Origin of the sequence: Chitinophaga sp. GbtcB8, from assembly GCF_019091455.1 — a bacterium.
Classification (GTDB): domain Bacteria; phylum Bacteroidota; class Bacteroidia; order Chitinophagales; family Chitinophagaceae; genus Chitinophaga.
On the sequence record NZ_JAGXJN010000013.1, the window covers coordinates 135,892 to 160,481 of the forward strand.

The following is a 24,590-nucleotide window of genomic DNA, read 5'->3' on the forward strand; positions in this document are numbered from 1 at the left end:
ATGGATACGTTACAGATCAAAGGAACATGGAATGATATTAAAGGCCGTTTAAAACAGCAATATGCAGATCTTACAGACGATGACCTGTTATATGAAGAAGGCCAGGAAGACCGCTTAATAGGCAACCTGCAGAAGAAGCTGGGTAAAACCCGTGAAGAAGTGATAGACCTGTTACGCTAGTACCGGCCTTATTTAAGGGATTTATTCTCCCGGTCAATAAAAAATCCTCCTGTACCCGGGAGGATTTTTTATTTTTTTTAACAACTTGTTACTTACTTTGTTTAGCATATACTTGCCTCTTAATATGACCTTTCTGAAACCAATAAATTATGTATACAACCAAATACCTCAGCGCATTATTACTTTGTAGTGTTATGCTGCTGGCGGTGCAGCAGGTACAGGCCCAGTCCCAGATCACCCTTACCGGTCAGTTAACGGATAAGGATAACAACCTGGTATTACCTTATGCCTCCATTATCAACAAAACCACGGGCAAAAGAGCTACTACAGACCAGGGCGGCTTTTACCGCATAAACGTTAAACCCCATGACCTGATCCTTTTTACTTTTATTGGTTACAGAACAGATAGTTTGGTGGTAGAAGCATCTACTAACGCTACGGTTACCCAGAATATACAGCTGGAGGTAGAGAACAAGATGTTGCGCAGCGTAGAAGTAACCGCCAAATACACACCTTACCAGGCGGATTCCATAGCCCGCCGCGAGCAATACGGGTTTATACTGGATAAAGCAAATAAACCCCTGGCTGGCGGTAATACCCCGCAAGGTTTTGGGCTTACCTTTAGTCCCTTTACCCGTTATTCCCGTAAGGAAAAACAAAAAAGAAAGTTCAAGGAAATATATGCAAAAGCAGAGGAAGAAAAGTATATAGATTCCCGTTATACACCGCTGCTGGTTAGCCAGGTCACCGGCCTTAAAGGCGATTCCCTGCAACATTTCATGCACGATAATTACCCCGGTTATGATGCCATGCGTATGATGCGCCAGGAAGACCTGATCTACTGGATCACGGATAAGTATAGGGGATGGAAGAAATGATGTGCAGATGTGCAAATATGCAGATGTGCAGATAATGGAAGAAATATTTTAATAGAAAAAGGCTACACTGTTTTATGAGTGTAGCCTTTGTATTTAAATCTAAGGCCAATTATTAATTTGATCACTTATTTAACTCATCTGCACATCTGCACATCTGCATTTTTGCACATCTGCACATCAATTATACACCTTCACCATATACACAAAATCTTCCAGCTTCTTGATCTGGTCTATACGGCTCATGCTTTCCAGGTGAGCGCTTTTGCGGGTCCATTCCCGGCGGGGCAGCTTTTCCTTTGGCATTTCATCCAGCAGGCGTTTCAGGTGGGCTGATTTCACTGCAAAGGCAATTCCGTCTGAGGTAGTTTGTTTGCCGGTAATAATACCTACTATATTGCCTTCGCTATCCATCAGCGGGGCGCCGCTGTTACCGGGATTCACCGGGATGGATACCTGGTAGGCTACCGTATCCCCGTTAAAACCTGTTTGTGCGCTGATGTAACCTTTACCATATACAATTTCATCCCGTGGGTAGCCCATGGTAAATACTTCTTCACCCAGGTTCACCGGCTGCGGTTTCAGCTGGTAGGGCAGGGGCTGGCTCTTAAAAGTGCTGTCGGCTATTTTAAGAATGGCCAGGTCGCTGGATATATCTTCAAAAATGCTGGTGGCTTTATAAGCCTCGCCTTTGTTGTTCTGTACATATAATGAATCGGCGCCCTGTACTACGTGGTAGTTGGTAATAATATAACCGTTGGTAGAGATGGCAAAACCGGTACCGCCGTAAGTGCCCGGGTTAGCCGGTGCCTTTTTGCTGGTGCTGTTCATATTATTGATCAGCGCATTCTGGGAGCGTTGAATATTATTCAGCACCCTTCTTACATCCTCATACTGGGCGGTAGTTTTTTGTTTGGCGGCTCTTTGCATAATGGCAATGGTGCTCAGGGAGGTTACCAGCGCTATACAGGCTGCTGCGGCCAGGTTGGTGATCATACGCCTGCGCGGGTATGAGGTGCTTTTACGTATAGGCACTACGTTAGCAGGCTGTGGGGTGGCTATATGTTTGTGGATACGGTCCATTTGCTGCTGCAGCTCTGTGCGGCGGCCGTATTGTTGTAAAGTTTGCAGGAATAGCTGCTGTTCCTCTACCTGTGCGTTCAGCACAGGATCGGCCTGGCGGCGTGCCTCAAAAGATGCCCTTTCGGCATCGCTGAGCTGTCCTTCCAGGTAGCTTTCTATTTCCTGTAATAATTGTATCTGATCTTTCATCACCGCTCCTTTATAATTTTAGAGGTAGTATTAATTGGTTACTTGGTATCGTTATATTGATCAAAGAACAGCTTTTTAAGCCGCATGAGGCATTTATACTTCTGGTTCTTGGCGTTTTCCGCGTTGGTATAGCCAAATTTTTCTGCAATGTCCTGCATGGATCGTTTATGCAGGTAGTAATCAGCTAACAAGGTTTTGCAGGGCTCTCCCAGGTTACCCATGGATCTTTGCATGATGCGGAACTGCTCGTCCCTTTTTTCATGTTCCTCCATGGTCTCTTCCAGCGGCAGGGTTTCCTCCAGGTTGTCGGAAAGCCCGACCCAGGTATTACCCTGTAATTTTTTCAGCCACAGGCGCCGGCATACGGCATATAAAAAGGTTTTTAGTTTGCTGTACAGGTCAAAATCGCCCTGCTGCACCTTTTCATATAATATGATCATTGCCTCCTGGAAAAGATCTTTGGCGTCATCGTCCGACCCGTTATTCTGCTGCACCATTCTCAGGATCACCGGAAAATTCTCCAAATAAATGATTTCCAGCGATTTATCGTCACTACGGGCCAATCCTTGCAGTAATTCTCTGTCCCTTGTTATGTTTAGATGGTCACTCACTTATTTAATACTATTATGTGCTTTTGGTAACCCAAAGTAGCAAAAAAAATTTTTCTTAAAAGATGGGTTACCTTTTTCCAAACCGGGTATAAAGAAGAAATATTTCCAAAACCTTAAAATCATTGTACGATGAAAAACATTCTGAAAATTAGCTTCTTAGCACTGGCTTTCGGTTTATTTGTAACAGCTTGCGGTTCCGGTACTGGTTCTGAAACTGCTGATTCTACTGCAAACGCTGCAACTGAATCTATCGATTCTACTGCTGCTTCTGCTGATTCTGCTGTTAACGCTGTTGCTGACTCAGCTAAACAAGCTGTTGATTCAGTTGCTGCTGACACTAGCAAAATGAAATAATTAAGTAAGCAAAAAAGGTTTCTATAAAAAAGCCGTTCCGCTAATCGCGGGACGGTTTTTTTTTGTAGACCATTGGTCTACAGTCCATGGTCGATGGTCCATAGTCCATGGACTGTAGCGCATTTATAGGTTATACCGGATATGGCAGGCGGATGGAGGCCTGCTTTTTTATTTGGTACGGCGCCCTGGTCCGGGTCGATAGCATTGGCGCATTGTAACTACTACGTAATAGGGCCGGCAGCTGGAAAGCATGCCTTCCCATTTACTAACAGCCTCCATGTAGTAGGCAATGGTCGATGGCTCATAGTCCATAGCCGTAGCACAATTTAATTTAAGTATTACAGAATAAGGCAGCTGGAAACCTGCCTTTCCATTTACGACCTACCTACTTGCAGTAGGCAATGGACTATGGACCATCGACTATGGACTATTCAAAAATAATTGCTAATACAACTATCTGTTTTCTACGCACTTATAAAAGCTATTTCCTCCTAAACCATGACCTTTTCTGCTTGTTTTTTTGAATGAAAACTGCCTTTTGCTCTCTTTTATTGAATAAAATGTAATTTTTAGTACCGGTGCTTGGATAATAAAAAGCACGGTGTATTTTTGTCGGGCAAACAATCATACAATATGATACGCACTGCGACCTTTGGATACTTTTATGGTTTTTATTATTTCTGGTTCCGGAAATAGGAGGTCGTTTGTAAGTATCAAAATATAAAAGAAACTAGCAAAAGGGCCTCCTGAAAATGGAGGCCTTTCTTATTTAAAATAATAGCAATGTTACAGCGTCGTTCCGGTTTTTACTTTTACTACTTTTTCTTTTTCTTCTTTTACGTGGAGAAGGCCGGGACTCTTTTGTAATAACTAAAAAAATATAAACCAGTTACAAAAAAAGGGTCCCGGCTCCTCCGGGGCCCTTTTTTATGGCCATATATAAAACAACATAACAACAGCAATTATACAGCGATGAATATAGCAATACAGGGTTTTGAAGGATCTTTTCACCAGATAGCGGCACAGAGTTATTACGGTAAACAAACAACGGTGGAGTGCTGCGCTTCCTTTGCGGAGCTGGTAAGAAAAGTAAAACAACAACCCGGGGTTGATGCCGGTGTAATGGCCATTGAGAACTCTATTGCAGGCAGTATTTTACCCAATTACAGCCTGCTGAAGAACTCCGGCCTGCACATTAACGGTGAAGTATACCTGCAGATCAAACAACAGCTGATGGTATTGCCTGGCCAAACGCTGGAGGATATACGCGAAGTACATTCCCACCCTATGGCATTGCTGCAATGCATGGATTTCCTGGAAAAGTACCCGCACATTAAGCTGGTAGAAACAGAAGATACAGCCCTCAGCGCCAAACATGTAGCACAGAAAAAGCTGAAAAGCACCGCTGCCATTGCAGGTAAGCTGGCTGCCGACCTGTTTGGGCTGGACATTATTGCTCCCAACATTCATACTGCTAAAAATAACTATACCCGTTTCCTGGCTATTTCCCGCAATGGCACCGCGCCGGCGCCGGATGCCAATAAAGCATCGGTATACTTCCAAACCTCCCATGACAGGGGAAGCCTGGCCAGGGTGCTTACTAAAATTGCAGATGCCGGCATTAACCTGTCCAAGTTGCAGTCTTTTCCTATACCGGCCAAAGAGTGGACCTACTACTTTCACGCGGATATGGAATTTGAAAGCCTGGAGCTCTTTAACGAAGGCCTGGAACACATTACGCCATTAACCGAACACCTGAAGGTATTAGGTGTTTATAAAAAAGGAATAACGCATTAATTTATGAACATACAGGTAGCCAAAAGATTACAGCATACAGAAGAGTATTACTTTTCAAAAAAGCTGCGCGAAATAGACGAGATGAACAAGGCCGGCGCCAGCGTTATTAACCTGGGCATTGGCAGCCCGGATCTGCCGCCGCATGCTTCTGTAATTGCTGCGCTGAATGAGTATGCGCAAAAGCCCAATACCCATGCTTACCAGGGTTACAAAGGCATACCTGCCCTGCGCGCAGCTATGGCTGACTGGTATAACCGGTTTTACGGCGTAAGCCTGGATGCAGATACCGAGGTGCTGCCGCTGATAGGTTCCAAAGAAGGTATCATGCACATTTGCATGACCTACCTGCAGGAAGGGGACGAAGCCCTGGTGCCTAACCCCGGCTACCCCACCTACCGTTCTGCTGTGCAGCTGAGTGGCGCTACCGTGGTGGATTATGACCTTGAAGAAAAAAATAACTGGCTGCCTGACCTGGATGCCTTATCCAAAAAAGACCTGAGCAAGGTAAAGCTGATGTGGGTGAACTACCCGCATATGCCTACCGGCGCAGTTACTAATACGAACTTTGCAAAAGCATTAATAGCGTTTGCGAAAAAGCATAACATCCTCATTTGCCATGATAACCCGTACAGCTTTATCCTGAACGATAAACCGGAAAGCCTGCTGCAGGTAGAAGGTGCCAGGGATGTGGTGCTGGAGCTGAACTCACTCAGCAAATCATCCAACATGGCCGGCTGGCGTGTAGGCATGCTGGTAGGTAAAGCCGCCTGGATCAATGAAGTGCTGCGTTTTAAAAGTAATATGGATTCCGGTATGTTCCAGCCCGTGCAAATGGCTGCTGTGAAGGCGCTGGAGCTGGGGCAGGACTGGTATAATGAGCTGAACACTATTTACCGGGGCCGCCGCAAAAAAGTATTTGAGCTGCTGGAGCTGCTGGGCTGCACTTTTGATACCAAACAGGTAGGCCTGTTTGTATGGGCTAAGATACCGGCTGGTGTAAAAGACGGTTATACCATTACAGATGAAATACTGCAAAAGGCACACGTATTCATCACTCCCGGCGGCATCTTTGGCAGTAACGGCAACAATTACATCCGCGTAAGCCTTTGCAAAGACGAAGCCGTGTTCCAGGAAGCCATTGACCGGATCAAAGAAAAAGTAAAAAAGTAAAACATGGTCGTAGCTATAATAGGTGTAGGATTAATCGGAGGGTCACTGGCAATTAGCCTGAAGGAGAAAGGTATGGCCAGCCGGGTAATTGGCGTGGACCAGCAGGAGCAGAACATAAAAAAAGCGCTGGACTTAAAGCTTATTGATGCAGCGGCCACCCTGGAAGAAGCTATGGAGCAGGCGCAGTTAATTATACTGGCCATACCGGTAGATGCATTAATGCAGCTGCTGCCCGCCATGCTGGATAAAGTAAAGCCACAACATGTGATCATGGATGTGGGATCTACCAAGAAAAAAATCTTAGAGCTCGTTGCCGGTCATCCCAACAGAGGTCGTTTTGTAGCGGCCCATCCCATGGCCGGCACGGAGTATTCAGGGCCGGAAGCAGCTATACCTAATTTGTTCACTAACCGCACTATGGTGTTATGTGATGTAAAGAACAGCGATGAAGATGCGCTGGAAATAATAGAAGCGCTGGTAGATGCTTTACAAATGCGCCTGGTGTATATGAATGCTGAGGAGCATGACCTGCATACGGCCTATGTATCCCATATCTCTCACATCACATCCTTTGCTTTGGCGCTTACGGTGTTAAAGAAGGAAAAAGAGCAGGGGCGCATATTTGAGCTGGCCAGCGGTGGTTTTGAATCAACCGTACGTTTGGCAAAAAGCTCACCGGATATGTGGGTGCCCATCTTCAAACATAACCGTAATAATGTGCTGGATGTGCTGGATGAACATATTCACCAGCTGCAGCAAATGAAACAGCTGCTGGAAGAAGAAGATTACGATGCCTTTTATAAGCTGATCCAGAAATCAAATAAGATCAGGAAGATTTTAAAATAAGCAAAACGCTGCATGCTGAACGCTTCACGCAAAAGCAAGTGGCACTAACATAAACAAAAATTAAAAAATCCGTAAGCGCAAAGGCTTGGCAAATAACACAAACAGCGTTCAGCATTAAGCCTTCAGCGTTTAGCCAAAAACACACACATGGAACAGATCTTAGCAAAAACGAAATTCGCTGACCCGTCATCTGACAAAAAGCCGTTGATCATTTCAGGGCCCTGCAGCGCAGAAACAGAAGAACAAACGCTGGCCACTGCGTTGGCGCTGGCTAAAACCGGTAAAGTAGATGTATTACGCGCCGGTATCTGGAAACCGCGTACCCGTCCCGGTTCTTTTGAAGGTATTGGCACCAAGGGTTTGCCCTGGTTACAAAAAGCCAAGGAACTAACCGGCATGCCGGTTGCTATAGAAGTAGCTACCGGTAAACAGGTGGAAGATGCGCTGCATTTCGGGGTAGACATTCTGTGGGTAGGCGCCCGTACTACTGTAAATCCTTTCTCTGTGCAGGAAGTAGCGGATGCCCTGAAAGGCGTGGATACTACAGTGTTGATCAAAAATCCCATTAACCCTGACCTGGAGCTGTGGATTGGTGCAGTAGAACGTATCCAGAAAGCAGGTATTACCAAAGTGGGTTTAATACACCGTGGATTCTCCAGCTATGGCAATACTGAATACCGTAATGCACCCATGTGGCACCTGCCTATTGAGCTGAAACGCCGTATGCCCGGTTTGCCCATGATCTGTGATCCCAGCCACATTGGCGGCCGCCGCGATATTCTGCAGGAAATTGCGCAGGAAGCAGTGGACCTGGATTACGATGGCCTGATGCTGGAAACACACGTGGATCCTGATAATGCATGGAGCGATGCCAAACAGCAGGTAACACCGGAAAGACTGGCTGAAATACTGGATGGTATTGTATGGCGTCATGAGCGTACTGACCAGAAGGATTTCAATACCGCCCTGGAAAAACTGCGTGCGCAGATCAACCAGATAGATGATGAGATCATGCTGCTGTTAGGCAACCGTATGAAGGTAGCAGAGAAAATAGGGATGTACAAGAAAGAGAACAACATCACCATCCTGCAAACCAACCGCTGGAATGAGATCCTGGACCGCAGCATCAAAAAGGGAGATAAGCTGGGCCTTACCAAAGATTTCATCCTGAAATACTTTGATGCCGTGCACCTGGAATCCATTAACCGTCAGAACCGTGTAATGAATGACGATCACAAGGCGTAAAGCGCAAAGCTTAAAGCATAAAGCTTAAAGCATAATGCGATCAGCTTTCTGCTTTTGGCTTTCTGCTTTCCACTCAACCAAACATATGAAAACACTCAAATACCAATTCCAGCAAAGCACTACCACCTATTACCTGGGTGAGCAACTTACACAACTGGGTAATTATGTGGATATGTCCAGGACCATTTTGGTGATGGACGAAAACGTAGATCAATTTCATGGACAACGGTTACCCGGCTGGAAAAAGCTGGTGATACCCGATGGGGAAGAGAACAAAAGCATGGAGGTAGTGCAGCAGATCGTGAACGGGCTTATAGAGCTGGAAGCCGATCGCAAAACTATGCTGGTAGGTATTGGCGGGGGAATGCTCACTGACCTTACCGGTTTTGCCGCCAGCATTTACATGCGGGGTATTCCGTTTGGTTTTGTGCCCTCTACGCTGTTAGCGCAGGTAGATGCTTCTTTGGGTGGTAAGAATGGCATTAGCCATGGCCATCACAAGAACCTGCTGGGCACTATTAACCAGCCGCAATTCATTTTGTTTGATTACACTTTGCCGGCCACCATGCCGGATGAGGAGTGGCATAACGGTTTTGCAGAGATCATTAAGTATGCCTGCATACTGGATGCAGACCTGTTCAACTTCCTGGAAGAGAACCGTGATAAAGCCTTAGAGCGTAATGTGGATATTCTTGAACACCTGGTAGAACGTTCTGTGGAGCTGAAAACCAAAGTGGTGCAGGAAGATGAGTTTGAAACAGGGATACGCCGCTTCCTTAACTTCGGCCATACGCTGGGGCATGCCGTGGAAAAGATTGAGAACATAGCTCATGGAAAAGCAGTAGCTATTGGAATGATAGCTGCTGCCAAAATATCGGAAAAGCTGAGCGGCCTGCCGGCAGAGGAAACCAACCGCCTGATGCGCTTAGTGAACGACTACCAGCTGCCGGTAACGCTTACCTCCGACAAGGATAAAGTATTTGACATTTTTAAGCTGGATAAAAAACGCGAGAAAGATGTGATCCACTTTGTGCTGCTGGAATCCCTTGGCAAAGCCGTAACAAAACCGGTACCTATTGAGCAGCTGAAACAATTGTTGCAAGAACTGTAAACAGGAAGCAGCCGCTGTTGCTTCCGCCATCAAAAAGGAAAAATATGCAAGTCATCGTATCACCAGGTGAAATAAAAGGCACCGTTACTGCCAACCCGTCAAAAAGCGCTATGCAGCGCGCTGTGGCAGCGGCTTTGCTAAGCAAGGGGAAAACGGTTATCCATAACCCCGGCTTAAGCAATGATTGCCTGGCAGCACTGGAAGTAGCCGAAAACCTGGGCGCCAAAATAAAGCGCGAAGCAGAAGATATAGAGATCACCAGCAATGGCGTAAAACCTTTTTATGATAGCATTAACTGCGGGGAATCCGGTTTAGGCATCCGCATGTTCACACCCATTGCAGCGCTGGCAGATATTGCCATTACCATTGAAGGGCATGGCAGCCTCACCACGCGGCCTATGGACTTCTTTGAAGCCGTGCTGCCACAGCTGGGCGTGGAATGCAGCACCCGCCAGGGTAAGCTGCCTTTACACATCAAAGGCCCCTTACAGCCCAAGGATATTACGATCGATGGCTCACTCAGCTCACAGTTCCTCACCGGCCTGTTAATGGCCTTTGGCGCAGTAGCAGAAGATGCCACCATTACTGTAACAGACCTGAAAAGCAAACCTTACATTGCACTTACGCTGCAGCTGATGGAGCAGTTTGGTGTAAAGGTGGAGCAGCACAACTTTGAAACTTTTCATTTTGGAAAGAAACAAGCTTACCGCGCCGGTGAATATACCGTAGAGGGGGATTGGAGCGGCGCCGCCTTTTTGCTGGTAGCCGCAGCAGTAGCCGGTAAGGCAGAAGTACACCACCTGAACACACAGTCTGCACAATCAGATAAAGCCATCCTGGAAGCGCTGGAAAAAGCAGGCGCACACATGCTGCCAGGTGTTTTTACCATCATAGTAGAAAAAGGTAAGCTGGAAGCATTTGAATTTGATGCCACAGATTGCCCGGACCTGTTTCCGCCGCTGGTAGCTTTGGCTGCTAACTGTAAGGGCACTACGAAAATAAAAGGCGTAAGCCGTTTAGCGCATAAAGAAAGCGACCGTGGTATAACCCTGCAGCAGGAGTTTGGCAAAATGGGCATCCGTATTGACCTGCAGGGCGATGATATGCTGGTGTATGGCGGTACCGGTATTAAAGGTGCGCACGTACATTCCCATAACGATCACCGTATTGCTATGGCCTGTGCGGTAGCTGCTTTAACAGCCGATAAACCGGTAAGCATTGAAAATGCAGAAGCGATTAACAAATCCTATCCTGAATTTTTTGAACATTTGCAGAAGATCGGCGCCTCTGTGAGGAATGAAGAATTAAAAATTAAAAATTAATAATTAAGGGGCGTTGACTGGGGCATATAGCTGGTGAATTGGATTGTCTTTATTTTCTACGCTTATAAATCAGATTGTAATGAATGGTTTTGGACGAATATTCCGGGTAAATGTTTTTGGCGAATCACATGGCGCCAGTGTGGGCGTAAATATTGATGGAGTACCGGCAGGTATTCCCTTACAACAGGAAGATTTTTTGCCGGACCTGGAGCGGCGCAAAGGCGGCGCCCGGGGCACTACACCACGGAAAGAGGAAGACCTGCCATTCATTAAATCCGGTGTGTTCAATGACCGCACTACCGGCGCACCCATTACCATTTTATTTGAGAACAATAATACCCGCAGCGCAGATTATGAAAAGCTGCGCGAGTTTCCCCGCCCGGGCCATGCCGATTTTGTAGCTACGCAGAAATTCGGTGGTTTTGAAGATTACCGCGGTGGCGGGCATTTCAGTGGCCGTTTAACCCTGAACCTGGTAGCGGCCGGTGTTATTGCTAAAAAGATCTTAGGCAGCAACATTACGGTAACAGCTGCTTTAAAAGAAGTAGGCGGGTATGCTGATCCGGAAGAAGGTCTGGAAGCTGCCATTGCCGCCAAAGATTCAGTGGGCGGTATTGTGGAGTGTGTGGTGGATGGCCTGCCTATTGGCCTGGGTGAGCCCTTTTTTGACTCTGTAGAATCCTGCATTGCACATGCAGCTTTTTCTATACCGGCTATTAAAGGTATTGAGTTTGGCGCCGGCTTTGCCGCTGCCCGCATGAAAGGCCTGGAACATAATGATCCCATTTTAGATGCTACCGGCAAAACGGCCACCAATCATGCCGGGGGCATAGTAGGCGGTATTACCAATGGTAATCCCCTGGTATTCCGCGTAGCGGTAAAACCTACCAGCAGCACACCTAAAGAGCAGCATACCTTAAATATTAAAAGCGGGGAAGTAGAAACCTTTAGCGTAAAAGGCCGTCATGACCTGTGTATTGCCTTGCGCGTACCCGTAGTGCTGGAATCCGTAACCGCTATGGTACTGGCAGATCTGATGCTGCTGGAACAGCGGGTGAAGCGGATCTTTTAATATGCAATGCATTACCCTTAAATAAAATGTGCAGATAAGTTATTCAACTCATCTGCACATTTGCATTTAGCATATCTGCACATTAATTCTGTTCTATCTCCAGCAGCTCTACATCAAATATCAACGTGCTGCCGGGGCCAATTTTAGGGCCTGCCTGGCGGTCGCCATAGGCCAGATCGGCGGGAATGAATAAGCGCCATTTAGAGCCTACGGGCATCAGCTGGAGGGCTTCTGTCCAGCCTTTAATTACACCGCCTACGGGGAAGCTCACCGGCTGTCCTCTTTCCACAGAGCTGTCAAATACAGTACCGTCTATCAGGGTGCCGTGGTAATGTGTTTTTACCTTATCAGCAGCCGTAGGCTTAGGGCCGGTACCTTCTTTTAAGATCTGGTATTGCAAACCATCGGGCAGGGTTACTACGCCGGGTTTGGTTTTATTAGCAGCCAGGAATTGCTCGCCGGCTTCTTTATTCTTGGCTGATTTCTCGCCTTTCAGTTTCTGTAAATAATCACTGATACTCATATCACATTGTTCTTTTGTTAATAATGGCTTTTGATTCCTGGTGGCATCCTGTATAGCCTTTATCAGCATAGCCGTATTCAGGTTATCCAGGCCCTGTGCTTTCAGGCTGTTGCCAATATCCTGTCCAATAGCATAACTCACAGAATCCAGTTTGGTTTTTAAGGCAGCAGGTGCGGCTGTTGCCATTTTAGGTTTGGGTTTTGCCTTTGCGGTTGTTTGCGCAAAGCCCTGGAAGCTTACCAGGCCCAGCGCCCCCAGGAATAGGAATTTTCTGATCATAATTTTAAAATATAGGCAGTAAGATAATGAATAATGCATAATTAATAATGAATAAGCCTGCGGTAGTGGCCGTATAGCTACATGCGGTACCGCTTCCGTACCTATAACGTGCGGCGGTAAAAAAAAGTGCAGGTATTCCTTTTTTTGTAAATTGCGGGTCTCGAAATAGCCAAATTGATCATTAATTATTTTATCCCTCTTAATCTAACCATCGTATGCAATTGTCCTATACCCTGCTAAGCGTTCCACCGCTTTTATTGCTGGTACTCATGATCGTTTTCTTTGCTGTTACCGGCGGCGGCAGCACTTATCTTTTCCGCAAATATGTACGTATGCGCATATTGCAATCGCACAATGAAGTTACCGGCAATATATTTTCCTGTGCCGGCGGTTTATACAGCCTTTTACTGGCCTTTGTGGTCTTTTTGGTGTGGGATGGCTTTAATGATGCCGCCCAGCATGCCAACATGGAGTTCAGCGTAGCTAAAGGCCTGTACCGCGATATTGAATATTACCCGGATACGCTGGAATCCAGCCAGGTAAAACAGGTGTACCTGCAATTTATGGAAGCTGTAGTACAGGATGAATATCCTGCCATGGCCCGCCTGGAGCCGCCGCCGGCCAGCAGTAAAAAAGCCTTTGATGAACTGTTCCGGGTTGTTGAGCAAATGAACCCGCAAACACCGGCATTAACCACCCGTTCTGCAGAGATCTTCCGTCACTTAAATGAGCTGGCTACCCACCGCAGCTTACGCCAGCTGGATGCAGGTACCGGCATACCGCTGGAAATGTGGATCCCGTTACTGATCGGCGGTTTTATTGTAATGGTGTTTGCTATGATGCTGAACATAGAGAACCTCAGGCTGCATATTTTTATGAGTGCCCTGCTGGGGGCTTTTATTGGCATTGTGATATACCTGATCATTATCCTGGATTATCCTTTTTCCGGCTACCTGAATGTGCAGCCTACCGGGTATATGGAAATACTTAATTGGGCAAAACACGGCTTGTGATCATAACATGAAAAAAGCGCTGGTGTTATTGGCTACACCAGCGCTTTTCTATTAATTATTCATTCTTAATTATTCATTTCACCACCGGCAGCTGCACGCTGGAGGCATGTTCCGCATCATGGTAAATACGGATGGTAGCCTTCTGAAAATCTTTATCATCACAGGTGTAAATGTTTGTAAACTTTTGCGGGTTACGGTCTACCAGCGGGAACCAGCTGCTTTGCACCTGCACCATGATCTTATGTCCTTTCTTAAAAGTATGCGCTACATCCGGCATGCTGAATTTTACCGGAGTAGGTTTACCCGGTTCAAAAGGTTCCGGTTTTTCAAAGCTGTTGCGGAACTTGCCCCGCATAACTTCTCCACGTACCAGCATCTGGTAACCGCCCATGGGATAGGTGGAAGAGGGCACCCGGCGATGTTCGCTTGCTGCTGATTCTTCGTATTTAAAATCATCCGGAAATACATCGATCAGCTTTACTACAAGGTCCGCATCTGTACCAGTGGTGCTTATTACCAGGTCTGCCAGCAGCGGGCCGGCCAGGGTTACATCTGCTGTTAAAGGATCTGTTTTAAATACCAGCACATCCGGGCGGCGTGCGGCAAAACGCTGATCGTCCGTCATGTAATTAATGGTGCGGGAAAAATGTACATCCGCTGTATAAGGCACTGGTTTAGCAGGATCGCTTACGTATTCACTAAAACTATTGGCGCCGGCGGGTTTGGTGAAAGCCAGCTTCCCATTGGCCTGCAGGAAAATGGGTTGGGCCTGCATACCGGCCGGCGGCCATTGCGGTAATTGCTTCCATTGATTTTCACCGGTGAAAAAAATGGTGGCTTCTGCAATCTTTGGCTCAGCGCCTTTGTCTTTCAGGTAATAATCAAAGAAGGGGATCTCCACGTGCTGCTGGTACCATTCGGCGGTATTGCTGTCAAACCGCACATTACCTAAATGCGTGCCGTCTTTAGATGCCCATTGCCCGTGGTACCAGGGCCCCATTACAATACGGTTGTTAGTGCCGGCGCTTTGTTTTTCAATGGTTTTATAAGTGTTCCAGGCGCCAAAACAATCTTCTGCATCAAATACACCACCTACTTCTAACATGGCCGGCTGTACGTTTTTGAGATGGGTGCGTATATTACGGGCTTTCCACCATTCATCCAGGTTAGGATGTGTGTACAGGTCTTTCCAGAAAGCAATGCTATCGCCCATCAGGCGGGCCAGGTTCTTAAGGGAGCCGCTCTCTAAATAGAATTTATAGTTGTCATGCGTGTAATAATCAAAATCGGTGGGCCCTACGGTAGTGGGCTGGGGGCGCGGTTTACCAAAGGAAGTGTAAAAAGAGAACCCGTCCATTACAAAAAAGGCGCCGTTATGATGAAAGTCATCGCCCTGGAACCAGTCGGTTACCGGCGCCTGCGGGCTCACCGCCTTTAAGGCGGGGTGGCCGCTCAAAGCTGCCATGGTACTATAAAAGCCGGGGTAAGAGATGCCGAACACACCTACCTTACCGTTATTATTTGCAAGGTTCTTTACCAGCCAGTCTATGGTGTCATAGGTATCGCTGGCTTCATCAATATCATTTTTACCTTTTTTGTTGGGATTAAAAGGGCGTACATCCATAAACGTGCCTTCACTCATCCAGCGGCCTCTTACATCTTCTATTACGAAAATATAACCCTCTTTCATATACTGCAGCACATAACTGCGCCAAAAGGGCTTGAACTTATCCTCTCCATAAGGAGCGCAGCTGTAAGGCGTGCGGGTCATAAGCACCGGGTGTTTTTCACTGTTATCTTTCGGAAGATAAACGGAAGCGAACAGGCGTTTACCGTCCCGCATGGGGATGTACACTTCTTTCTTGGTATAATGTTCATACACCCACAGGGAGTCTTCATTGATAGCTTTTGCAAAAGCCGGAAATAAAAGGAGGATGGCAAAGGCCAGCCACAACTGTCTGCTCATAAGTGTAATAGGTTTAGATTTTGATCGAAGCGCTGAATTTACAATTTTTGACCTTTGGTTTTCCTATTAATTGATGGGTGGATATATTTTTCCATCAGCTCTAAAATCGTAAATTAGTAGCATGCATATTGAACAGTTCCGCGAATATTGTCTTAGCCTGAAAGGTGTAACAGAAGAATTTCCGTTTGGCCCGGATACCCTGGTGTATAAGGTAATGGGAAAGCTGTTTGCTTTAACGGATATTAATGCATTTGAAAGTGTGAACCTGAAGTGCGATCCTGAAAATGCCGTAGAGCTGCGGGAGCGTTATGATGGCGTAACACCTGGCTACCATATGAACAAAAAACACTGGAATACCGTAGTTACCCATGGCGCGGGTATTTCAGACAAGCTGCTGTATGAGTGGATCAGGGATTCTTATAACCTGGTAGTGGCCAGCCTGCCTAAGAAGGTAAGAGAAAACTTGTCGAGCCCTGCAAATTGATAACCCAGGGCTTTGAGCTGAGGGACCAGGATCTTTATGGTTTCTAATGTGTGGTTATTTTCTCTTATGTGGTCTATATCTGCAGTAGAGTCATGCATTAACAGGATACCTCCCTTTAGTTCCTCGATCTTATCCAGGCATTCCTGCGCACAATCCTCCGCACTTCCGCCATCTCTCCAGTAGGCCCAGTCATTGCTGTCAATATCCCAGTTAACCGGGCCTATATGCAATAAGCCGTTGTTTATTTTTTCATTCAGATGGGCTGCAACTGCTGCTGACCATATTCCCCAGGGTGCCCTGAAATAGATGGTATTATCCGTGCAGTATTGTTTTATTAATTGGTCTGTAGTCTCTATTTCTGAGATAATATCTTCACCTTTTGTGAGCTGATCCGGTAAAGGCTGCTGATGGCTGTAGGTGTGGTTTCCGATAATATGCCCCAAGCGGGATACTTCCTGCGGAATGGAAGGGTATTTATCTATAAACTTCCCAACCATGAAAAAAGTAGCGCAAATGCCCTGTTCCCATAGGTATTGGGCCAGCTGAACCGTTTTAGGCCCGGGACCGTTATCCTTACTTTCACCGGGTCCGTCATCAAATGTGAGGCATATTGTTTTATCTGGCAGGGCCTGCCCTGTGAACTGCTGATCGGAAAACATACTTTTTAGTTTATGATGTACAACACCAGGTACTTTCTGTACGGTAGCTTACCGGAATTTAAAATTGTGAACGGAATCTTTGAGCGTAAATTTCATGATAGGATGGGTGTTCATTAACGCGTCTGTTTGAATGCTTAGCAGCTTATTATCCTGCCCTGCTTCTTTAACGGTAAAAGGAAGTTCGGAAAAAACTTTGCACAAAGGGCCGTTTTTAGCAGTGAGGGTTAGTTTAACACAAAGCTCTTTATATCCATTATTATGAAGAAGCGCTGTAATAGATTTCATATAAGTATGCTCAACCCTTTTTTGTGCTATTCTGCAGGACAGCACAAGATTTTCCATTACAGGAATGTTATTGGAAATATTGATGCTGGAAAACCCTATTAACCCATAATCGCCAAATTTATCCTCACAACGGATGCCAATTGGAAGCACCTGTTTATCTGCAAGCAATGAGCTAAACTGGGGCCTGGAATACCGGATCGTGGACAGGTTTAACTGGTTACTGCGTTGGATCAGCTCAAAACATCTTTCAATTTCCTGTTCTGTATCAGGCACAAAAGCTTCTACCACCATATTGCAGCTAATGAGAAAGTCTTCATAGGAACCGGCAAATTTTTCCCTGGTTTCAATGCGCTGAGCCTCTTTCTGGTATTTATTCCTTCTGTCTTTACTCTCTTCACTTATCAAAACATTAAATTCTTCGTAGCTGAGAATATTGCCGATCTCTTTTTCAGAATAAACCCTTACCTGGGGTAAAGCATTCACTATTTCTGATCTTTCAAATGGGGAGTCATCTATAACGGCAATGGTATCGAGCCCAATATTCAGCTTTTCAACAATTTTGCTAAGGTTCTTGCTTTTCTGGTCCCAGTTTATGGCAGGTACCAAAAAGTATTTGTCCATCTCCAGGTTTTTGAGCTTTTCCCAGCAGGGTTCAAAATCGTTCTTGCTTAGGATCGTCTGTACTATTCCTCTTTCATCCAGCTTTTTTACCAGGTTAATTGCTTCCTCCTTTACTGCTACTGTTTCCTGCTCTATAAAAGTTCCGTTCCAGAATGTATTATCCAGGTCCCATGCAACACATTTTACTTTTGTGGTATTTACTTTTGGAGCTGTTTCTTTTACCGGTACATACGGCTGCCTGTATTTCACAAGATCAAGCCATGTAAAGATCAGGCGTTTTTCTATATCGCTGTTTTCAGGATACAAATAAATGTACCCTTCCATAGCGGTTACATTTAAAAGGTGGAATGGAATGTTAAAGTGATTAAACCCTTTATGTATATTAAGAACGTTCCTGTATTTGGTATTCCTTACCCGGTTGTTTTCTGTAAAATACTCACAAATTAATTTATAAGGTTCTTCATTAACGGAGTAACATTCTATTACAAATTCATCAAAAAGGCCGGCTACATCCGTATGAACGGTCTTCTCTTTTCTTCCTAACCATTTCCTGATCTTTCCTGACAGGCTGTAATTGATCATTGTATTAAAAAGGGAGATGGTTCTTACAGGATAGGCATCCTGTAAACAGGCTTCTATCTTACCCCATCTTCTGAAAGTAACATCGGCTCCAAAATTATAATGCCCGCTGAATTTCCTGTTGGGTATTATACCATATACAAACCTGGCACAGGCTCCGTCCTTGCGCTGTTCATAAAGCGGGCAATTTTGATAACATTCAGGAATTGCACATTCCACACAATGTTCTTCCCAATCCATTTTCAGCACCCGGGTAATATTTCTTTTATCAATCCTGGATGGCTCAATTGCTGAAATACTGTCGGAGGACCATAAGTCTTTATTGGCCCATTTTAGCTGGAACATAGCTTTTGTTTTAGAATAGTATGTGCCTGTGTGGTTAACGCAGGCAATATGGGATATTGCCAGTAACAAGTTAATTTCTAAAAAGTGGGAAAAGAATCGTAGTTGTACTAATCTTGTTGCGGTTTTTACTAAAGCGGTTGCAAAATCTTTATATACCGGCTGTGTTATACCGTCAAATTTGCAGATTCTATTATTCTGTTCGTAATTCCATATTTTAATAGCCCTACCGTAGATTTAAGGCCCAGCTTGTCTTTCATGTCCTGCCGGATCTTTTCAATGGACCGGACACTTAGAAAGAGCTGGTCAGCTATTTCCTTATTGCTTTTTTCTTCCCACAATAACTGCAGTATCTTTTTTTCCCGTTCATTCAGGGAAGCAGGGAAGCCATTTATGCCAAGCTTTATACTATACTGCTTATTATAGTATAATGCTTCTGTAAACAGCTTATTGCGGTAGATCCTGTTGCCGGCCACTGTCATGATGGCCTGATGCAGCTCTTCCGGTTCATCTGATTTAGAGATATAACCATGAATGCCAAGATCCAAAAGGTTGCTGATCACCTTGGGGTCAGTGCAGGTGGATAATATTATGATCCTGATCTCCGGATACCGGGTCTGTATTGTTTTTAATACATCAATGATGTTAACATTGGCAATGAGAATGTCGGATAACAGGATGTCGGTCGGAAAGTGTTTGAGTCTGTTTAATAGTTCAAAAGGGTCGGAGGTATGCGTAGTGATACTAATGTTCTCTTGTTCTGAAAGGTAGCCTTTTAATAATTTTCTATATAAGGTGAATTCATCAATGATAGCTAATTTGATTGCTTCTTCTATCATAAAATAAATATTGAATGGGTTTTCACACGTTGGAAAAGGTGGAGTGACAAATTTGAAGGGCTAATGGGTCTAACACCGTAAGTCAATGCATTATTTTGAGGTGGTATTTTTTCTAAATGTAAATTGGGTGAATGAATAGTTGTGTCCAGGGTGGTGCCAAAATGATCTTAGATTTCATGTGAGTAAGCATAAGTTTTATATCAGTTTTCATCCAATACAGAAAGAACATGTTAACCAAAAAGCTTTTTAAACATACAAAATATTTCTCTAATAAAAAAGAGCAAATACACGCGGAATGGAAGGTTGGTATTTTGATATTTTATAATGTTACTGGGCCGCGCAACCGTTTGTGACCAGCTCTTCCGAAAAAGCGGCAGGCGGATGATTAGCTAATTCTGAATACTTTTAGTAAAACCCGAAGTAAAATTTCGAAAGACTGCTATATCCAGTTTCTGTTTTTTTAAATTATTTTGTTTGTGTGATCCTTGATCAGAACGAAAATGATTTACCGCAATTTATAGTGTGATGATAGCAGCCCTGTTACTCACATAAGCGCAAGCTTTGTCCGGGCTTCTTAGTAGGCGGTCCTTATTCCTGGAAACAGATCCCCTTTAAGTACTGTTTGTAAATGCTGTTTTGTCTTCTCTGATATCTTTCCCTTAGAAAATAATAAGATAAACGACTTCATCACCGGGTATCCGGCAATAGGCATACGTTGCTGAAAAATGGCAGCGGCTCACAAGATCTCCTCCAAATGATAGACAATTTAAAACCTAATCCTACACATATGACATTATCATTACTGGTAGCTTACCGCAACCGCCCTTTGCATTTAAAATGCCTGCTGGAGTGGTTCACAAAAACTGTTCATATAAACCCTGGTATTGAACTGGTACTGATTGAATCCAGTCCCAGACCTTCAATAGTAAAGGATCCTGGAAAAAATATAAAATATGTTCATGTACAGGAGGATGGAATTTTTAACAAAGCAAGGCTATTAAATATTGGCCTGGGTTATAGTGTTGGAAAACTGGTAAGTTCATATGATGTTGACCTGATACCTATTGATCTCTCATTTAAAAAACATTTGCTGCTGGCTGAAGAATCTGATGTACTACTGGTATCGGGGTACCGGTTGAACTGTGAGAAGGAATATATAAACGTAGAGGAAATTGAAGAGGAGAGACTGCAGGCGGCTATTTGTGTAAAGGAAGAATGTTGTGAAAGTTTTTTACGGGAGCAGCTGGTAGAAGGGCACCGGTATGGGGTTATTCCGCTTTTTAACAGGGAGCGGCTGATAAAAGCAGGCGCCTGGGATGAAAGGTTTGAAGGCTGGGGGGCAGAGGATAAAGACCTTATTGAAAGATACCTGGGAGGGACCAGGTATCTCGTCAGATGCCCGGACCTTATCTATCTTCATTTGAATCATGAAGAGACAGCAGGATGGAATGATCTGGCGCTCACCAGGAAAAATGATTCCCTGTATTATGAAAAAAGAGCACAGCGCAAAATGATGAAAGAAAGCAAATAATAATCATCAGCAATTAACACATGAACGTTATGGATAAATACCCCATTTCTGTTATCGTACCCACGTATAACCGCAGCCAGTTATTAACCTATACGCTTGATTCTCTCCTGATCCAAAATACGCACAAAAATATTTTTGAAGTGATCGTTGCTGACGATGGATCGTCTGATAATACTAAAGAAGTAGTGGAAAGATATAAGGAACAACTGAACATAAAATATGTGTACCAGGAAGATAAAGGCTACCGGCCGGCTTCAGCCAGGAACCTGGGAATAATTAATGCAGAAGGAGCTATCTGCCTTTTTGTGGACGCAGGCGTAATTCTCAGTGAAGATTGTGTAAATGCGCATATAGCTATCCATAGTGAGCTGGGATCGCAGGTGGCAGCCATTGGTTATGTATATGGGTTCGATCAATCCGGCGATACCTCCGTACAGGATACAATAAACCCGGCAAATCCTGCGCAAACAATTGAGCGGTTAAGATCAGCCGGGATTGGACTTGATATCAGGGAACGGCATTACAAGCGCTATAACGACAGGATAGAAACACTCCCGGCCCCCTGGATCTTATTCTGGACCTGTAACGTATCAGTAAGCCGGAGAAACCTGGTTAGTATAGGCTGCTTTGATGAGCAATATGACGGAAGATGGGGATGTGAGGATAATGATGTAGCCATACGACTTTGGCAAAGAGGGGTGAACATACATCTTTGCCGGAAAGCAGCATCTATTCATTTCCCGCATGAAAAGAATATGGAACAGAAAATAGAACAGGGATATATGAACTGTACCTATTTCCATCAGAAATTTCAGACTGCTGAAACAAAGCTCTTCCTGGAAAATTTTAAGCAGTTCATAACTGATGAATCAGTAGATATTAATGCACTCATCTTACAATCACAGGCAATTTATTAACCTGTTTTACCAAATGCCATGAAGAAAATACTCTTTTTATTTGGAACCCGGCCCGAAGCAATTAAAATGATCCCATTGATAAAAGAATGCGAAAAGCATCCACATTTATGGGAGCTAAGGGTATGCGTTACCGGGCAGCATAAAGAAATGTTGGACCAGGTACTTACTTTCTTTGAAGTAAAGCCACATGAAAATCTGGCTTTAATGAAACCCAATCAAACATTATTTGACATAACTGCCGATGGGCTTATAAAAATGGCAGCCCTGCTTGAAAAGGAGCAGCCAGACTTGGTGATGATACATGGGGATACTACCTCTGCTTTCACGGGCGCATTAGCTGCATTTTACAAAAAGATCAAGATAGCGCATATAGAGGCCGGATTGCGGAGTGGCAATAAGTATTCTACTTTCCCGGAAGAAGTGAACCGTAAAATGGCCGGTATTATAGCAGATTTTCATTTTGCGCCTACGTCCAACGCCCGCAATAATCTGCTGAAAGAGCATATCACGGAGCATGTTTATGTAACCGGCAATACGGTAATAGATGCTGTTTTTCTGACACTGGAACAAATGAAAGGTAAAGATCAGTATGCCGAATATTTTAATTTCCTGGACCTGCGCAAAAAGATCATTCTTATTACCGGCCACCGGCGCGAAAGTTTTGGAAAACCTCTGGAGGAGATGTGTATGGCGGTTAAAGCAGTGGCGGAAAAATATGCATCCTGTGTTGAAATTGTTTACCCCGTACATTTAAATCCCCAGGTGCAGGAGCCGGTAAGGCGCATACTGGAAAACCATGAAAATATTCACCTGATCGCACCGCTGGAGTATCCGTACCTGTTATGGCTCATGCAACATTGCTACCTGGTGCTTACTGATTCCGGCGGCTTGCAGGAAGAGGGGCCTGCCTTAAAAAAACCGGTGCTGGTAATGCGGGACGTAACAGAAAGAACAGAAGGCATTGCGGCTGGTACAGCCACCTTAGTAGGTACAAGCCGTGAGAAAATAGAGCGGGCAGTAAGCACCCTGCTGGAAGATGATATTATATATCAGCAAATGGTAAACGCAATAAATCCTTATGGAAATGGAACCAGCGCCCGGCAGATCATGGAAATATTATCGGGAATAGTATAAGGTCTTTAATACACTGATAAAGGGTGAAAAGAGAAGCACAGTTATGCTTCTTTTCTCACCCTTTTATTTTTTCTAAACTTTATTGATGGCCAGTATTACCCTTGAATACCGGGCATAGCTGATCTCCACCTCATTGCCTGCGCGGTAATCGCTCAAAGCGCCGCGGGTCCAGTAGAACAGCCTTTTTCTTTTTGAATTGGGCAGCATTACCATGAAGTTGGTTTGTGTGTCGTCGTTCTCATGGTACACGGCTTCCAGCGGCGCCTGCATGGTACCTTTCTGTAAAGCCATCAGATCGCGTTTAATAGTGAAATAACGCACCTCTGTTACCTTGATCAGTGCAAATACTAATACTACAATAAAAGATAACATCCAAAGCCAGAACCAGCCATTGGTATAGGAAAACAGTGATTGATCCGCCTCGTCTGCTGTGCTGTGCGTGTAAAGATAAACTTGCGGTACTACAGCGGCTACAATCATTAATCCAAGGCCAATCAGTACGAACTTAGTTACCTGTTTTTTGTTCTTTTTGAGGGCATCCTGTAGTAGAAAATGCTCTTCTGTGGTCATAAAAGAGAAATCCTGCATAGATAAAATAAGGTTTTTCTGTTACTAATATAATCAATAACGATTAATTGTTAGAATTTAATATATATAATCTATAACTACCGGATATTGATCCGGTGGGGATTAGGGCTAATTGTGTCTCTTTTGATTAGTTATGAGGTACTTGTATGCTAAAAAAAAGATTGCCGCGATCCAGGGACCGCGGCAATCTTTCGTAATTCCGTAATTGAGCTAGGCTTCTGCTTCTGCGTAAGCGCTTACCGGCTCGCAGGTGCAAATGAGGTTACGGTCGCCATAGGTGTTATTTACCCGGCTAATGGAAGGCCAGAATTTATTGGCCTTCACATATTCCAGCGGATAAGCGGCCTGCTGGCGGCTATATGCAAATGTCCATTCATCAGCAGTAATCACAAACTGCGTATGCGGTGCATTTTTAAGTATGTTATGCTGTTTGTCGGCCTTGCCTTCTTCTACTGCACGGATCTCTTCCCGGATGGCCAGCATGGCATCGCAGAAGCGGTCCAGCTCAGCTTTATCTTCACTTTCCGTAGGCTCTATCATGATTGTACCGGCTACAGGGAAGCTGAGGGTAGGGGCGTGGAAACCATAGTCCATAAGGCGTTTGGCCACATCTTCCGCTTCAATACCGGCGCTGGTTTTAAAGGGACGCAGGTCCACAATAAACTCGTGCGCGCAGGTGCCATTCTTACCGTTATACAGGATGTCATATGCTTTTTCCAGCCTTGCCTTCATGTAGTTGGCATTAAGGATGGCGTATTCAGATGCCTGTTTTACGCCTGCTGTGCCCAGCAAACGGATGTAGGCATAAGAGATAAGCAAAATACTTGCAGAGCCATAAGGGGCTGCAGATACTGCCTGTGCGGTGCCTTTATTCAGCGATACGTGGCCGGGCAGGAAAGCTGCCAGGTGCTCGCCTACGCAAATGGGGCCCATGCCGGGACCACCACCGCCATGCGGACTGGCGAAGGTTTTGTG

Annotated in this window: 23 protein-coding genes and 1 pseudogene; 15 read left to right on the plus strand and 9 right to left on the minus strand. The window is 44.9% G+C overall.

What is annotated here, in order from left to right:
• Nucleotides 1–180 carry a CsbD family protein gene (locus KVT36_RS14055; RefSeq protein WP_089913767.1) on the plus strand — a complete coding sequence of 60 codons (180 nt, stop codon included), beginning with the start codon at nucleotides 1–3 and terminating at the stop codon, nucleotides 178–180.
• A 149-nt stretch (nucleotides 181–329) separates the two neighbouring features.
• On the plus strand, nucleotides 330–1,058 hold the full coding sequence (locus KVT36_RS14060; RefSeq protein ID WP_217604134.1) for a carboxypeptidase-like regulatory domain-containing protein: 729 nt from the start codon (nucleotides 330–332) through the stop codon (nucleotides 1,056–1,058).
• Between the two features lie 177 nt (nucleotides 1,059–1,235).
• Here KVT36_RS14060 and KVT36_RS14065 read toward each other — a convergent pair whose 3' ends face one another.
• Together KVT36_RS14065 and KVT36_RS14070 are read right to left on the minus strand one after the other, a co-directional pair.
• Nucleotides 1,236–2,327, minus strand: coding sequence for a serine protease (locus KVT36_RS14065; RefSeq protein ID WP_217604135.1), 1,092 nt, complete (start codon nucleotides 2,325–2,327; stop codon nucleotides 1,236–1,238).
• 38 nt (nucleotides 2,328–2,365) lie between these two features.
• Entirely contained in the window at nucleotides 2,366–2,938 is a 573-nt protein-coding gene (locus tag KVT36_RS14070; protein WP_217604136.1) for a sigma-70 family RNA polymerase sigma factor, read from the minus strand.
• 129 nt (nucleotides 2,939–3,067) lie between these two features.
• Here KVT36_RS14070 and KVT36_RS14075 point away from each other — a divergent pair, with 129 nt between their 5' ends.
• The 8 genes from KVT36_RS14075 to KVT36_RS14110 all read left to right on the plus strand — a co-directional run bounded on the left by KVT36_RS14075 (nucleotide 3,068) and on the right by KVT36_RS14110 (nucleotide 11,855).
• Nucleotides 3,068–3,292 carry a hypothetical protein gene (locus tag KVT36_RS14075; RefSeq protein WP_217604137.1) on the plus strand — a complete coding sequence of 75 codons (225 nt, stop codon included), beginning with the start codon at nucleotides 3,068–3,070 and terminating at the stop codon, nucleotides 3,290–3,292.
• Between the two features lie 972 nt (nucleotides 3,293–4,264).
• Complete coding sequence (locus tag KVT36_RS14080) at nucleotides 4,265–5,089, plus strand: prephenate dehydratase (protein WP_217604138.1); 825 nt, start codon at nucleotides 4,265–4,267, stop codon at nucleotides 5,087–5,089.
• A 3-nt stretch (nucleotides 5,090–5,092) separates the two neighbouring features.
• The gene (locus KVT36_RS14085; protein ID WP_217604139.1) at nucleotides 5,093–6,259 is read left to right on the plus strand and encodes a pyridoxal phosphate-dependent aminotransferase; all 1,167 of its coding nucleotides are present in this window, start codon (nucleotides 5,093–5,095) and stop codon (nucleotides 6,257–6,259) included.
• A gap of 3 nt (nucleotides 6,260–6,262) precedes the next feature.
• Nucleotides 6,263–7,105: a prephenate dehydrogenase gene (locus KVT36_RS14090; RefSeq protein WP_217604140.1), complete on the plus strand. Its 843-nt coding sequence runs from the start codon at nucleotides 6,263–6,265 to the stop codon at nucleotides 7,103–7,105.
• 147 nt (nucleotides 7,106–7,252) lie between these two features.
• Nucleotides 7,253–8,350: a chorismate mutase gene (locus tag KVT36_RS14095; RefSeq protein ID WP_089913743.1), complete on the plus strand. Its 1,098-nt coding sequence runs from the start codon at nucleotides 7,253–7,255 to the stop codon at nucleotides 8,348–8,350.
• A gap of 85 nt (nucleotides 8,351–8,435) precedes the next feature.
• Nucleotides 8,436–9,461: a 3-dehydroquinate synthase gene (aroB, locus tag KVT36_RS14100; protein WP_217604141.1), complete on the plus strand. Its 1,026-nt coding sequence runs from the start codon at nucleotides 8,436–8,438 to the stop codon at nucleotides 9,459–9,461.
• 44 nt (nucleotides 9,462–9,505) lie between these two features.
• Nucleotides 9,506–10,783, plus strand: a complete 1,278-nt coding sequence (gene aroA, locus KVT36_RS14105; RefSeq protein ID WP_217604142.1) for a 3-phosphoshikimate 1-carboxyvinyltransferase — start codon at nucleotides 9,506–9,508, stop codon at nucleotides 10,781–10,783.
• Between the two features lie 79 nt (nucleotides 10,784–10,862).
• A complete protein-coding gene (locus KVT36_RS14110; protein ID WP_217604143.1) occupies nucleotides 10,863–11,855 on the plus strand; it encodes a chorismate synthase in 993 nt (330 codons plus the stop codon).
• Between the two features lie 82 nt (nucleotides 11,856–11,937).
• On the opposite strand, the gene KVT36_RS14115 is transcribed toward KVT36_RS14110, so the two are convergent.
• Nucleotides 11,938–12,657, minus strand: coding sequence for an FKBP-type peptidyl-prolyl cis-trans isomerase (locus KVT36_RS14115; protein ID WP_217604144.1), 720 nt, complete (start codon nucleotides 12,655–12,657; stop codon nucleotides 11,938–11,940).
• Between the two features lie 215 nt (nucleotides 12,658–12,872).
• Between KVT36_RS14115 and KVT36_RS14120 the strand changes: the two genes are divergently transcribed.
• Nucleotides 12,873–13,670 (plus strand): DUF4239 domain-containing protein, encoded by a 798-nt coding sequence (locus KVT36_RS14120; RefSeq protein WP_217604145.1) that lies wholly within the window; start codon nucleotides 12,873–12,875, stop codon nucleotides 13,668–13,670.
• A 73-nt stretch (nucleotides 13,671–13,743) separates the two neighbouring features.
• On the opposite strand, the gene KVT36_RS14125 is transcribed toward KVT36_RS14120, so the two are convergent.
• Nucleotides 13,744–15,636, minus strand: a complete 1,893-nt coding sequence (locus KVT36_RS14125) for a CocE/NonD family hydrolase (RefSeq protein ID WP_217604146.1) — start codon at nucleotides 15,634–15,636, stop codon at nucleotides 13,744–13,746.
• 121 nt (nucleotides 15,637–15,757) lie between these two features.
• Between KVT36_RS14125 and KVT36_RS14130 the strand changes: the two genes are divergently transcribed.
• Nucleotides 15,758–16,120 carry an MmcQ/YjbR family DNA-binding protein gene (locus KVT36_RS14130; RefSeq protein ID WP_217604147.1) on the plus strand — a complete coding sequence of 121 codons (363 nt, stop codon included), beginning with the start codon at nucleotides 15,758–15,760 and terminating at the stop codon, nucleotides 16,118–16,120.
• Here KVT36_RS14130 and KVT36_RS14135 read toward each other — a convergent pair.
• From KVT36_RS14135 to KVT36_RS14145, 3 genes are all read right to left on the minus strand, one after another.
• Nucleotides 16,054–16,779, minus strand: coding sequence for a polysaccharide deacetylase family protein (locus KVT36_RS14135; protein ID WP_217604148.1), 726 nt, complete (start codon nucleotides 16,777–16,779; stop codon nucleotides 16,054–16,056). The two genes, KVT36_RS14130 and KVT36_RS14135, sit on opposite strands and share 67 nt — an antisense overlap.
• A gap of 48 nt (nucleotides 16,780–16,827) precedes the next feature.
• Nucleotides 16,828–18,609, minus strand: a complete 1,782-nt coding sequence (locus KVT36_RS14140) for an HAD-IIIC family phosphatase (RefSeq protein ID WP_217604149.1) — start codon at nucleotides 18,607–18,609, stop codon at nucleotides 16,828–16,830.
• A gap of 164 nt (nucleotides 18,610–18,773) precedes the next feature.
• Entirely contained in the window at nucleotides 18,774–19,445 is a 672-nt protein-coding gene (locus KVT36_RS14145; protein WP_217604150.1) for a response regulator transcription factor, read from the minus strand.
• A 787-nt stretch (nucleotides 19,446–20,232) separates the two neighbouring features.
• Here KVT36_RS14145 and KVT36_RS14150 point away from each other — a divergent pair.
• From KVT36_RS14150 to wecB, 3 genes are read left to right on the plus strand one after another with little or no spacing between them, the layout of a single operon-like run.
• Nucleotides 20,233–20,976 (plus strand): galactosyltransferase-related protein, encoded by a 744-nt coding sequence (locus KVT36_RS14150; RefSeq protein ID WP_217604151.1) that lies wholly within the window; start codon nucleotides 20,233–20,235, stop codon nucleotides 20,974–20,976.
• Nucleotides 20,977–21,005: 29 nt separating this feature from the next.
• Nucleotides 21,006–21,893 carry a glycosyltransferase gene (locus tag KVT36_RS14155; protein ID WP_217604152.1) on the plus strand — a complete coding sequence of 296 codons (888 nt, stop codon included), beginning with the start codon at nucleotides 21,006–21,008 and terminating at the stop codon, nucleotides 21,891–21,893.
• Nucleotides 21,894–21,911: 18 nt separating this feature from the next.
• Nucleotides 21,912–23,027, plus strand: coding sequence for a non-hydrolyzing UDP-N-acetylglucosamine 2-epimerase (gene wecB / locus KVT36_RS14160; RefSeq protein WP_217604153.1), 1,116 nt, complete (start codon nucleotides 21,912–21,914; stop codon nucleotides 23,025–23,027).
• A gap of 72 nt (nucleotides 23,028–23,099) precedes the next feature.
• On the opposite strand, the gene KVT36_RS14165 is transcribed toward wecB, so the two are convergent.
• Nucleotides 23,100–23,615: a hypothetical protein gene (locus KVT36_RS14165; RefSeq protein WP_217604154.1), complete on the minus strand. Its 516-nt coding sequence runs from the start codon at nucleotides 23,613–23,615 to the stop codon at nucleotides 23,100–23,102.
• A 210-nt stretch (nucleotides 23,616–23,825) separates the two neighbouring features.
• A pseudogene (locus tag KVT36_RS14170) lies at nucleotides 23,826–24,590 on the minus strand (glycine dehydrogenase (aminomethyl-transferring)); the annotation flags it as partial.